At 34.9% G+C, this 11,844-nt stretch carries 13 protein-coding genes and 1 tRNA gene; 8 read left to right on the forward strand and 6 right to left on the reverse strand.

Features of this window, described 5'->3' with window-relative positions:
* Positions 1-14: 14 nt before the first annotated feature.
* A complete protein-coding gene (locus DW114_RS01550; RefSeq protein WP_233509569.1) occupies positions 15-1,385 on the reverse strand; it encodes a S1C family serine protease in 1,371 nt (456 codons plus the stop codon).
* A 271-nt stretch (positions 1,386-1,656) separates the two neighbouring features.
* On the opposite strand from DW114_RS01550, the gene DW114_RS01555 reads away from it, so the two are divergent.
* The 7 genes from DW114_RS01555 to DW114_RS01585 all read left to right on the forward strand — a co-directional run bounded on the left by DW114_RS01555 (position 1,657) and on the right by DW114_RS01585 (position 7,448).
* Positions 1,657-2,973: a neurofilament protein gene (locus DW114_RS01555; RefSeq protein ID WP_117451720.1), complete on the forward strand. Its 1,317-nt coding sequence runs from the start codon at positions 1,657-1,659 to the stop codon at positions 2,971-2,973.
* Between the two features lie 64 nt (positions 2,974-3,037).
* Positions 3,038-4,225 (forward strand): CapA family protein, encoded by a 1,188-nt coding sequence (locus DW114_RS01560; protein WP_117451722.1) that lies wholly within the window; start codon positions 3,038-3,040, stop codon positions 4,223-4,225.
* Between the two features lie 141 nt (positions 4,226-4,366).
* Positions 4,367-4,442 (forward strand) — tRNA-Glu (locus DW114_RS01565).
* A 137-nt stretch (positions 4,443-4,579) separates the two neighbouring features.
* Entirely contained in the window at positions 4,580-4,909 is a 330-nt protein-coding gene (locus tag DW114_RS01570; RefSeq protein ID WP_117451724.1) for a PadR family transcriptional regulator, read from the forward strand.
* Complete coding sequence (locus DW114_RS01575) at positions 4,890-5,516, forward strand: DUF1700 domain-containing protein (protein WP_158552192.1); 627 nt, start codon at positions 4,890-4,892, stop codon at positions 5,514-5,516. Before DW114_RS01570 ends, DW114_RS01575 begins: the two co-directional genes overlap by 20 nt.
* On the forward strand, positions 5,503-6,327 hold the full coding sequence (locus DW114_RS01580; protein WP_117451727.1) for a DUF4097 family beta strand repeat-containing protein: 825 nt from the start codon (positions 5,503-5,505) through the stop codon (positions 6,325-6,327). The genes DW114_RS01575 and DW114_RS01580 overlap by 14 nt, the downstream gene beginning before the upstream one ends.
* 5 nt (positions 6,328-6,332) lie before the next feature.
* Complete coding sequence (locus DW114_RS01585) at positions 6,333-7,448, forward strand: hypothetical protein (protein ID WP_117451729.1); 1,116 nt, start codon at positions 6,333-6,335, stop codon at positions 7,446-7,448.
* A gap of 17 nt (positions 7,449-7,465) precedes the next feature.
* Here the strand turns inward: DW114_RS01585 and DW114_RS01590 are convergent, their stop codons facing one another.
* The 5 genes from DW114_RS01590 to DW114_RS01610 all read right to left on the reverse strand — a co-directional run bounded on the left by DW114_RS01590 (position 7,466) and on the right by DW114_RS01610 (position 11,530).
* Positions 7,466-9,136 (reverse strand): DUF1653 domain-containing protein, encoded by a 1,671-nt coding sequence (locus tag DW114_RS01590; RefSeq protein ID WP_117451731.1) that lies wholly within the window; start codon positions 9,134-9,136, stop codon positions 7,466-7,468.
* A 97-nt stretch (positions 9,137-9,233) separates the two neighbouring features.
* Positions 9,234-9,644, reverse strand: a complete 411-nt coding sequence (locus DW114_RS01595; RefSeq protein WP_117451733.1) for an Hsp20/alpha crystallin family protein — start codon at positions 9,642-9,644, stop codon at positions 9,234-9,236.
* A gap of 53 nt (positions 9,645-9,697) precedes the next feature.
* Positions 9,698-10,093, reverse strand: coding sequence for an Hsp20/alpha crystallin family protein (locus DW114_RS01600; protein ID WP_117451735.1), 396 nt, complete (start codon positions 10,091-10,093; stop codon positions 9,698-9,700).
* Between the two features lie 19 nt (positions 10,094-10,112).
* Complete coding sequence (locus DW114_RS01605; RefSeq protein WP_117452014.1) at positions 10,113-10,508, reverse strand: Hsp20/alpha crystallin family protein; 396 nt, start codon at positions 10,506-10,508, stop codon at positions 10,113-10,115.
* A gap of 143 nt (positions 10,509-10,651) precedes the next feature.
* Positions 10,652-11,530, reverse strand: coding sequence for a helix-turn-helix transcriptional regulator (locus tag DW114_RS01610; protein ID WP_117451738.1), 879 nt, complete (start codon positions 11,528-11,530; stop codon positions 10,652-10,654).
* Between the two features lie 114 nt (positions 11,531-11,644).
* Between DW114_RS01610 and DW114_RS01615 the strand changes: the two genes are divergently transcribed.
* Positions 11,645-11,842 carry a hypothetical protein gene (locus tag DW114_RS01615; RefSeq protein WP_117451740.1) on the forward strand — a complete coding sequence of 66 codons (198 nt, stop codon included), beginning with the start codon at positions 11,645-11,647 and terminating at the stop codon, positions 11,840-11,842.
* Positions 11,843-11,844: the final 2 nt, after the last annotated feature.

An 11,844-nucleotide genomic window follows, 5' to 3' on the forward strand; every position in this document is an offset into this window, starting at 1 on the left:
TTATCCCTTTCTTTTTAGTTTGTAAAAGCTGTTTTTTCAGTTGTATTATCGCTTACTTCTAATAAGGTAACAGATACGGTTTGTTCCTTATTATCACGTTCGATTTTTATTTTAATAGTATCTCCGGCTTTGTGAGAACTAATGACAGATTTTACATCAGATACTTCTTTTATTTCTTTGCCATCTACTTCAAGGATACGATCTCCACGTTTTAAACCAGCTTTATCAGCGGCTTTTCCACTTTGTACCTGTACGATATACACAGCAGTGGAGGAATTGTTTTCTTCAAATGGATTTTGATTTTGTGCTTGATATTCTTGTAAGCTGACACCAAGTTCAGCACGACCTTCAACTTTGCCGTTTTCAATCAAAGAAGTAATGACTGGTTTCGCAATATCAATTGGAATCGCAAAACCCAAACCTTCTATATTGCTGCCACTTGATTTTGCATTGACGATTCCAATCAATTGTCCCTGATCGTTAAATAATCCACCACCTGAATTACCTGGGTTGATTGCGGCATTTGTTTGTAGCAAGTGCATAGATTCCCCATCAATTGTAATCTCACGATCCAATGCGGAAATGATACCATTGGTTACAGTACCACCTAATTCACCAAGTGGATTACCAATAGCGATTGCTGCATCTCCAACCTGCAGGTTTTTACTAGTGCCAAGGACTACAGGCGTTAAATCAGTAGCTTCGATTTTGATAACAGCCAGATCGGTTGTAGAATCAGTTCCTACAAGCTTGGCATTATATTCTTTGCCATCTTTGGTTTTTACGGTTACTTTATTTGCTCCATCAATTACGTGATTATTTGTCACAATATAGCCATCTTTACTTAAAATGACACCACTACCTGCGCCAGATGAGATTGCCTGTTGGAAGAATTCGTTTGTTTTAATTGATTCTGTTCGGATTTCCACGACACTGTTCATTGTTTCGTTCGCAACATCTTTTACAGACATTGAGGAAGTATTGGCAGTATTTTTATCAGAATTATTTGTGCTTGTATTTTGATATAATACTGTTTTATTAGCACCTGTCATTTCATTGGCTAAATACGTGCCGCCAAAGCCACCGACACCTGCTAATAAGAAACAGCCGGTGAATGTAAGAGCATTTTTATGCTTCTTGATAAAAGAAGTTTTCATCTTTGGTGCTGTTGTAGAATCCTGTTGTGGTGTTTCTATATGTGGTCCATCGGATGAAGTTTCTTCTGTTTCAACATGCTCCTTAGAAGATGCAGTTTCTTCTTCATTTGAAGAAATGGTTTCTTCCATTTCCTTTTGTGTGTTTTCACTTTCCTGTACTGGCTCCTGATTGTCCATGTTTTCATTATTTCTTTCTACTTCATTGTGATCTACGTTGTTATTTTCCATATTGATGACCTCCATTTGTTATCTTTTACGTCTATAAGTATATGAAAAAAATATAGCAAAAAAATTTAAATAATATGTGAAAATATTTTCTTTTTTCTGATAAAATAATAAAAATATGTGAAAAATTAGAAGAAAATACCGAAAAAAACAACAAAACCAGCAAAATAATGCTTTGAAGTGTTAAATATAAGGGGGCTTCGTGTTATAATAGGTGTGTATTTTTAGCGACGAGTATATTCACAAGAAAAAAAGAAATGTGGAGGATGATAAAATGCCAAAAACTAGTAAGAAAGCAAAACCAACTGTAAAGGCTGAAAAAGCTAAGACAAAAGGTGTAGAAAAGAAAACAGCAAAAGTTGTAGAAGAAGTGAAAACAGTAGCTGCTGCAAAGGAAGAAACAAAGAAAATCACAGCTGCTAAAGAACCTGAAAAGATCACAACAGCAAAAGAACCTGAAAAAATTACAGCAGCGAAAGAACCTGAAAAAATCACTGCAGCAAAAGAACCAGAAAAAATTGAAGAGAAGAAAGTAGAAAAAATTGAAACAAAAGAAGCTGTAAAAGAAGCAAAACCAGCTAAAAAGACAACAAAGAAAGCAACAGCAAAAAAAGAATCAGCAAAGAAAGAAGCGAAAACGCCTGCGAAGAAAACAACCAAGAAAACAGTTGCCGCAGAAGAAAAAACTCCAACAGCTGTAAAAGAAGAAAAGAAACCAGCAGCTAAAAAACAAACTGCAAAGAAAACAACAAAGAAAGCAAGTGCTAAAGCAAGCCATGTCAAAGAATATGAAGCATATTCTTTAGATGATTGTATCGCTAAGATGCAGACAATGGGTGTGCAATACGATTATAACGATTATACAAGAATTCTGTTAGATGAAGCAGATGATAAAGTAACAGCAAAAAATATTATTGAAGGTAACGGTATCAAAGAAAAAGGATTCACATTTGAAAAAGATGGATGTGATGAAGAACTTGTTTTAGTGGTACTGAATAAGGTAAAAGAAACCATGGATATTAAAGCAGCTGATTTCAAAGAAATCAAAAAAGATGTAAAAGCATCTATGAAAGCTGAACTTGGTGAAGATGCAGAAGCAAATGCTTCAGAATATCTGAAAGAATTTAAGCTTTGTGAAAAAATCTTGATGCTTGGACAGAGAAAAAATATTATATCTTCTGAAGAAGTAAGTAAATTATTAGATGTTGATGTCGATGCATTCATCGAACACTTCTTTAACTTCGCTTATGGCATCCTACCTGGCTGGCAGTATGATGATGTGAAATTCTATGAAGATTTCGCATATGCAGTATTATCTCAATACACTGATTTATATACAAAATATCAGTTGCGTGTACTAATCGATGTTGCAGATTTATACATCAAACACGGTGATTTCCAGCATGGTGATGTATGCTATGGCTATATCTTAAGAGATAACCAGATCAAAGATTATATTTACTATCGTTTTGCTCATGTATATGAAGATATTGACTTCAACAAAGCAAAAGCGCTGGCTTATGAATCTTTACAGTTCGTTGATGGTAGATATACTTACTATCAGAACATTATGGATATCATCAATAAATAAAACAAGTGATATAAGAGGAGTGATAAAAAATTGCTCCTCTTATCTTATGTAAAGAGGAATGTATATGAAAAAGATGTTGATCACATTATGCACATTGCTGTGCCTATGTACGGCATGCAGCTCGCAGCCTGAAAAACAGGAGGAAGTGCAACATGAACAGCCAAAAGCAGAGAAACGTGAAGTATCTTTGACTTTTACCGGTGATATATTAATAGAAGATCCTTTATATGTTTGGATGAGTGATTATCAAACAAAGGATACCTATTCATTTAAAAATTATTTTGATAAAATCAAGCCTTTGTTAGATGGAGATGTATGTATTGGTAATCAGGAGGTTCCCATTGCTGGCAGAGAATATGGTATTACAGGTATTAATTTTATGTTTAATGCACCAGAAGAAATCGCACCACAGTTATCCAAACTCGGCTTTGATGTTTTGACATTCGCAAATAACCATAGCTTTGATCGTGGATTTGTCGGGATTGAAAAAACAATTGATGCATTAAATAATGCCGGAATCAAAACGACGGGAGCGTTTAAAGAAGAGCATCATGAACCTTTGATCATTGAAAAAAACGGTATCCGTATCGCAATACTGGCATATACCTATGACACCAATCAATGGATTGATGAAAATCATAAATATGCGGTTAATAAATTTCTAAATGCCAATCATGAATTTGATGAAGAACATCAGGCGATGATCAAAGCAGATGTAGAAAAAGCCAAAGCAGTCAGTGATGTGACGATTGCAGCAATGCATTGGGGTACAGAATTTACATATCAAATATCAAAAACACAACAGCAGGCAGCGCAGTTTTTAAATGATTGTGGTGTAGATATCATTGTTGGAAATCATCCACATACGTTACAGGGAGTAGATACACTTACCAATAAAGAAGGAAAAGAAACGTTTGTAATGTATTCTTTAGGAAATCTGGTGTCCTCAGCTGCTGCAGTATCAAGAGCGAGTGAACAATTTCAAAATATGTATGAAGTAGGAGGCATTGTTCATCTTGATGTGGTATTTGATCCAAATACGAAGCAGGTGGAAATCAAAAACCAGAAATTGCATGCTATTGTGAATCATTTTACATATGGATATGATCAATATGAACTGATTCCTTTTAAGGATTATAATGAAGAACTTGCCGCACAACATTATCAGCGAGCATGCAGTATGTATTTTACCTATGATTATCTCAAACAAAATCTGGCTTCTTTATTTGATGGGAAAATTGATTGGGAATAAGGATATTAAAATGAAGCTTTTCGGCTTCATTTTTTTGAAGTAGAAAAATATTGTTATACTAAGTATGGTTAAATTTTACTTTTTTCATTTTTTTCTTGACGAGTAACTTAGTTTTTGGTATACTATCAGAGCAGTAAAGATGGCGCGTTGGAGAAACGGTTAACTCACATGCCTTTCACGCATGCACTCACGGGTTCGAATCCCGTACGCGTCACCATTTAATAAATTATAGGACAATTCATTAAGAATTGTCCTTTTTTTCGTACGGGATGGGTAAAACGGTATCTTTCTTATAATATACAGTTGATTTATAATATTATACGTCGTATAATATTGTTGAAGAAAGGTGATACAATGATATTTCAATTAGGATCAGCATTGTTGGATGCCTGTGTTTTGGCAATCCTGCATAAAGAAGATACATATGGATATAAACTCACACAGGAAGTCAAAGAAATTGTGAACGTCAGTGAATCTACATTATATCCGGTATTAAGAAGGCTTACCAAAGATGGATATCTGTGTACTTATGATAAAGAATATATGGGTAGAAATCGCAGATATTATCAATTAACAGAAGATGGAAAAATGAAGTATGAAGAGTATGTGATAGAGTGGGATGATTTTTCCACAAAGATTGATGGAATATTACAGGGAGGTAAGGATGATGGAGAAAATGGATAAGGAAACATATATCAGGATTTTAAGACGAAAGTTAAATGGATTAAATGAAGAAGATATAGAAGATGCAATTGATTATGTCAGTGAGTATTTCGATGAGGCCGGAGAAGAAAATCTTTCTTCCGTTTTACAAGAATTAGGTTCACCTTCAAAATTTGCGGCAACCATAAAAGCAAACAGCGCCACAAGAGATTTTAATACAACAGAAAATAAGTCACATGTACAAGCGAACGCTTCAAATTTAAAGAAAATTGTGACAATCTGTCTTGGCATTTGTGCATTGCCTATTGCCTTGCCACTAGTATTATTGCTGTTTGCATTTGTATTAGTATTTTTCTGTTTGATGATTGCATTTGCGCTGGCAGCTATAGCTGGCTTTATGGCTTGTCTTTTAGGAGGCATACCATTATTGATTCATTCTTTCTTTTTCATTGGAGAATCAGGAAACGCTTTGTTGAATGCAGGCGCAGGTTTCATGAGCATTGGAATAGGCTTATTATTGATGATGGGATGTATCAAGCTGGTGCGCATGATGATTCCTGCATTTACTGGCTTTATTACACGTTTATACACAAAACTGAAAGGAGAAAATTCCTATGAAAAAGAATAAAACAAAAATAATTATAACGATTGCGATAATCTGTGTCATCATTGGTTCTGTATTGTTAGGCGCAGGACTTGCGATGGGTGGAGATATCCAAACACTGCATATTGGGAAAGATAATACAAGCTGGTGGCCATTTGAAGGCTCTTTAGGCATTAATGTGTTGGAAGAAAATGAATATACAGATAATAGTCGTAATACATGGGAAATGCCATTAAATAAAGATACACAGCTAAGTATTGAGATGGATTTAGGCGATATCAGAATCAAAGAAGGCAATGAATCAAAGATTAAGTTTTACAACATCAAAGAAAGTGAAGTCACAACAAAACTTGACGGTAATGAAAAAGAAATAAAAATCAAGCGTCCGGGTATCCATCATAATGTGAAAAATGCACGTATGGAAATTACTTTGAGAAAAGATGCAGTATACAATCTAGAAGTGGATAATAAACTGGGGGATATCAATATCAATGATTTGAATTTTAGAAAGTTGGATATCGAAGCGAATATGGGAGATATCACATTACAGGATATTCACAGTAAACAGACAGATGTAAACAATGATTGTGGAGATATCAAAATGTTTGGGGTATATGAAGGAGAAACTTCAGTAGAAAATAAACTAGGAGATATCAAAATGGAAATTACTGGTAATAAGAACACGTTTGATTTTGATATAGAAAACAAATTAGGCGATACACTGATACAAGATCAAAACTATGAATTTAAGAGTAAGATCAAAGAAAAGCATGGCAATGCCAATCGTTTAGAAATTGATTGCCACTTAGGTGACATCAAGGTACATTTTAGGTAAACATAATGAAAGATGCGGCGATAGAAAGATGTAAACAAGAGTTTGAGAATACTTCACAAAAGGATATCCTATTTCCTAAAGCAAATCATACAGAGCGTATGAAAAACATGCGCTTTGTGAACATGCTAAAGAAATGTGATCAATCACAGATACTTGATAAGCTTCAAAAAAAGAATGCGATATTTGATTTATCATGGATGAAGGAAGAAGAAGCAGAAAGTTTTCAAAAGTTAAGCGAGCAGTTTGTGAAAGATGCACGGGCATTTGATGAAACATTAAAAGATGAAGATATTTTTCAGGCTTTGCGAAATATTTGGATTATCTGGATGTTGGAGTTATTGTTTCAACTGCCACTTGTATATCATGAAGCCATGTTTGCGTATAGTATGTTGTATCCTTATTCAGATAATCTATTGGATGATACAACATGCAGTAAGGAAGAAAAAAGACAGTTTAATCAATGGTTTAGCGAGCGTCTGCATGGTAATTACGAACCAAGTCAACAGCTTTTGCGTATGAAGATTGATAGACTTGTGCAAATGATAGAAGCACACTTTCCAAGAGTTACATTTTCCAATGTATATGAAGGCTTGTATATGATACAAAATGCACAGATTGCATCGGTTCAACAAAGTGAGCATTTAGATCTGTCAAAAATATATGATATCTCAGTTGATAAAGGTGGTACATCTGTAATTGCGGATGGTTATTTGATTAATGGGGAGATGTCAAAGGAACAGTTTCAATTCTGTGTTGATTTTGGCTTTGCTTTACAGATCGTTGATGATATTCAGGATCAATTGGAAGATGGAGCATGTGGTCATCATACACTTGCGACCATGTGTAAAACAAAAGCACAGCGTGCGTCATTATTTCAAAAATGCTGGCATTTCTTTGATCATTTACTGGAAGGTTTTCCATGTGCTCGTCATGAAGTTAAAGATTTTGTGAAAGACAGCTGCCATGAATTGCTGGCACAATGTGTCCTTCAACAAAAACAGTTATATCCTAAGCGATTAGTAGAAGATATCATGGAGGCATTGCCACTTGAAAGTGATGATATAGAATCCTTATCTAAAGAGATGAAAGAAAAAATGGAACAGGCAGTTGTTACACTGTAGTTCCATTTTTTTATAATTTATTTTCCAATGTATTTGAAACGCGGTACGATTTTACCATCCACTTCTACATCTTCCAAGAACATATCAAGTGGGCGAATCCATACTTCACCATTACCATATAATTGTCGATAAACAACATAAGATTCTAAGGTTTCACTATGTTTTGCGACATAAAGCACAGTATAATGTTTACCTTTGAAATGTTCATAGACACCAGGTGTAATTGGCATATCAATCACAGGCAGTACTATTGCCTGTTCTTCTTTGGTTTCTGGTAATGGCATGATTTCCTGTTCAGGTGCTTCTTCTTTTATAATTTTTTTAGGCATCTTCTTCACTACGCCTTTTTCATTATCTGCGCATGGAATCAGGATATATGCAGATTTTGGCTCCATATCCAATTCGATATGATTATCTTTTGCCAGATAGACTACATCTTTACACATGTCTTTATATGCAAATGCCGTACATGGAAGCTCCATCGTGAAGGTATCATCACTGACATTAAATGCCACAACCACATGTGTTTTTTCATCCTTTCGCATAAATGCAAATTGCTCATTGCGTACAACCAGTTGTTCATAAGCACCATAGCGTAACGCAGAAAGTTCTCCATATATCTTTCCCAACATGGCAATATGTTCACATAGTTCTTCATCATAAGAAGGATCTTCTAAAGGAAGGCATGGGCGGATATCGGCATCACTACCATCATGTTTTGTGCCCTTGACTGCCCATTCACTGCCATAATAAATACTTGGAATACCTGGCATGGTATATAACATAGTATAAACATTTTTTAAGTCATTTGGATCTTTCAGGGTACTTGCTAGACGGTTTACATCATGATTGTCTACGAAATTATACAGATTCAGATTACGATAGATTCCACCATTTCCAAACTGACGATTCAAGGAATATGCGATTTCAAAGTAATTTTTCTCATTATGGGAAGAATATAATCCTTTGTAGCACTCATAATTTGTCACACTGTCCAACATTTCATCATTTGCCCAGCGATTATAATCACCATGAATGATTTCTCCCATCAACCAGAAATCAGGAGCTTTTTCTTTACAGAACTGTTTTAAGCAGCGAAAGAAATCCTGATCGATACAATCCGCAGCATCTAAACGTAAACCATCGATATGAAATTCATCCATCCACATGGCTATGCTTTCCAACAGATAAGATACCACTTCTTCATTTCTTAAATTCAATTTTACAAGATTGTAATGTCCTTCCCATGCATCATATGTGAAAGGATCACCACAGGGGCTTTGTCCATAGAAGTTTAAATTATGAAACCAGCTGCAATAGCAGGAAGCCTGTCCTTTTTCTATAACATCTAAAAATGCCCAAAATCTTCTTCCTACATGATTGAATACGCCATCTAATACAATACGTATACCTGCCTCATGCAAGGCATCACAAACCTCTTTAAAATCTTCATTAGTGCCTAAGCGATGATCAATCATACGATAATCACTTGTATCATATCCATGCTCATAGCTTTCAAATACAGGCCCTAAATATACAGCGTTGATATGCATGTCCACTAGATGTGGAATCCACTCTTTCAGCTTTAAAATACGATGATTGATGCTTTCCTGATGATATTGTTCACAACCACAGAATCCTAGGGGATAAATATGATAGAACACAGCATCCTTTGTCCAGTTATTCATTTGATTCACCTCGGTATTAGTATACCATGAATTACGCTTTCATGAGCAAAATAAGTGAAAAAAACACGGTGTTTTATTTTTACACCGTGTCTATTTTTTATTCAATTGCGATGACTTTCTTTTCTTCCACCGCTTTTTGATCAACCTTAGGTAAAGTGATTTTTAATTCACCATTACAAAAGCTTGCTTTAATATCACTTTGTTTAACACCTTCACCAACATAGAAGTTACGTGAACAGCTGCCAGAGAAACGTTCCTGGCGAATGATATTGCCTTCTTTATCTTTTTCCTCACTGTTGGCATCACGTTTTGCGTGAATACTCAGATAACCATTCTTTAATTCCATCTGAATATCCTCTTTTTTAAATCCAGGCAGTTCCATATCTAACAGATAACAACCATCTTGTTCCTTGATATCCGTTTTCATATAGCTGCTTGATTTAGAAAAGAATGGATCATAAAACAGTTCATCAAACGTGTCATTAAATAATTCTGGTAGAAATTTCATAACGATCGCCTCACTTTGAATATTAAGAATGAAAAGCCTACCAATTCATTCGTTTAATCGATTGGAATAAAGCGTTTTTCTTCAACTTTCTTTGGAGCTTCCTTTGGAACGATTACTTTTAATTCACCATTGCCAAAGCTTGCTTTGATATCCTCATGTGTGATATCTTCACCAACATAGAAGCTTCTTGTACAAGTACCAGAGAAACGTTCCTGACGAATGATATTGCCTTCGTCATCCTTGTCTTCTTTGTTTGTGTTACGGCTGGCATTGATTGTCAGATAACCTTCTTTTAATTCCATCTGAATATCTTCTTTCTTGAATCCAGGTAATTCCATATCCAGAATAAAGTTACCATCTTTTTCACGAATGTCAGTTTTCATCATGTTGTGATCATGCATCATATCATCAAATGCATCATTAAATAAACCAGGGAATAATCTCATCATAATTGCCTCCTTTTATCTATCATTCAATTGGAATGAATGTTGTTTCTTCTACTTTTTTCACAGGTTCTTTTGGTACTGTGATCTTTAATTCACCATTTTCATAAGCTGCCTTGATATCTTCTGGGCGAATGCCTTCGCCAATATAGAAACTTCTTGAACAGCTTCCAGAGAAACGTTCCTGACGAATGATTTGACCAGCTTCATTACGTTCTTCCTCGTTGTTTAAACGCGTAGCCTGAATTGTCAAATATCCATCCTTTAAATCCATATGAATATTTTCTTTCTTGTATCCTGGCAATTCGATATCCAACAGGTAATTGCCATCTTTTTCTTTAATATCACATTTCATATTGTGTACATCATGAAACATGTCATCAAAGCCTTCATTGAATAATCCAGGTAGAAATCTCATCATCATAATAACCGCCTCTTTTTATTTTTATCATGACTACCTGTAAAGCTCTTATCAACTTTACGCCTATATTATAACGCAAAAATTAGCACTGTCAATAGTAGAGTGCTAAAATGTTCAAATATTTTCATCAATGGATATTTTGATTATATAAAATACTTTTGTCTAAACTGACGAGGTGTCATTTGCATTATCATTTTAAATTCTTTTGTGAAATAGCTGGAGCTTTCAAAACCGCATTGATAAGCTATTTCTGTAATTGTAACATCCTGTGTGAGTAATAATTCTGCAGCCTTTGCGATACGATATTTCAAGACATAACGCATAGGGGAAATATGTAAAAAAGATGCAAAAGAGCGTTGACATTCTCTTATACTGATGCCACCAATTGCAGCGATTTCTTTTACACTGATACTTTCCTGATAGTGTTCATCAATCCAGAAAAGCATTTGTTTCATTCGCTGTTCCTGCTGGTATAATGTCTTTTTCAAAGTCACTGTCTGGTTGTTTTTTAAAATCAGCAGGATATGCGATAATGCTTCCCGTACAATAAACTCATAACCATATATTTCTTTTTCACATGCATGAAAAGCTTCATCAAAATATGATGAGATCACAGCATCTGACAATGGATAAAAACCAGCACCCTGTTCTATGAAAGGATGAAGATACAATAGGTCAAATGCACTACCAGGGGCGCCTGACAGCAAGGATGGATCAAATACCATGGAACGATAACGACAGGGACTTTCACTTTCACAAATGATACCATGTAACACATTTACATTCACAAAATAGCCATCACCAGCCTGTAATCTGACCTCCTGATCAATCAAAGACAAAGTAACACAGCCTTCTTCCAAATAGAATATTTCCATTTCCGGATGCCAGTGAGGCGCAATATCTCCACTTATAAAATCATGAATATCACAATGGTATGCACTACAAGGAAATAAAGATGTGCCTGCCTGAAATAATTGCCTTCCATCTCTGCTCTTTGATATATTGTTTACAGATGTAATCATTTGATTCCTTCTTTCTTGTCGCTTTTGTTATAGTATATGACGTTTTAATGAAAGAAACAAGTATCTGACTTCGTTATAATGATAATGTAAAAAAAGATAGAGAGGAGTATACTTATGGCAAGAAAATGGAAAGATACACTATTACAATTACTATTAAACAACCTTTTATACCTGCAACAAAACGCATATCATGAATCTGAAAGAAAGCTCTACAAGAAAAATACAATACAATTTTTATATTTATATCCTGATGCGCATAGGATATGTGAAAGTTTTCATGATTTAGATATTATAAAAGGAATCAATGCATGATT

This window comes from Absiella sp. AM09-50, assembly GCF_003433845.1.
Classification (GTDB): domain Bacteria; phylum Bacillota_I; class Bacilli_A; order Erysipelotrichales; family Erysipelotrichaceae; genus Hoskinsella; species Hoskinsella hominis.

Bases quoted from the DNA above. Each gene is read 5' to 3' on its own strand.
- DW114_RS01550 (WP_233509569.1), bottom strand. From the start codon at position 1,385: ATGGAAAATAACAACGTAGATCACAATGAAGTAGAAAGAAATAATGAA.
- DW114_RS01555 (WP_117451720.1), top strand. From the start codon at position 1,657: ATGCCAAAAACTAGTAAGAAAGCAAAACCAACTGTAAAGGCTGAAAAA.
- DW114_RS01560 (WP_117451722.1), top strand. From the start codon at position 3,038: ATGAAAAAGATGTTGATCACATTATGCACATTGCTGTGCCTATGTACG.
- DW114_RS01570 (WP_117451724.1), top strand. From the start codon at position 4,580: ATGATATTTCAATTAGGATCAGCATTGTTGGATGCCTGTGTTTTGGCA.
- DW114_RS01575 (WP_158552192.1), top strand. From the start codon at position 4,890: ATGATGGAGAAAATGGATAAGGAAACATATATCAGGATTTTAAGACGA.
- DW114_RS01580 (WP_117451727.1), top strand. From the start codon at position 5,503: ATGAAAAAGAATAAAACAAAAATAATTATAACGATTGCGATAATCTGT.
- DW114_RS01585 (WP_117451729.1), top strand. From the start codon at position 6,333: ATGAAAGATGCGGCGATAGAAAGATGTAAACAAGAGTTTGAGAATACT.
- DW114_RS01590 (WP_117451731.1), bottom strand. From the start codon at position 9,136: ATGAATAACTGGACAAAGGATGCTGTGTTCTATCATATTTATCCCCTA.
- DW114_RS01595 (WP_117451733.1), bottom strand. From the start codon at position 9,644: ATGAAATTTCTACCAGAATTATTTAATGACACGTTTGATGAACTGTTT.
- DW114_RS01600 (WP_117451735.1), bottom strand. From the start codon at position 10,093: ATGATGAGATTATTCCCTGGTTTATTTAATGATGCATTTGATGATATG.
- DW114_RS01605 (WP_117452014.1), bottom strand. From the start codon at position 10,508: ATGATGAGATTTCTACCTGGATTATTCAATGAAGGCTTTGATGACATG.
- DW114_RS01610 (WP_117451738.1), bottom strand. From the start codon at position 11,530: ATGATTACATCTGTAAACAATATATCAAAGAGCAGAGATGGAAGGCAA.
- DW114_RS01615 (WP_117451740.1), top strand. From the start codon at position 11,645: ATGGCAAGAAAATGGAAAGATACACTATTACAATTACTATTAAACAAC.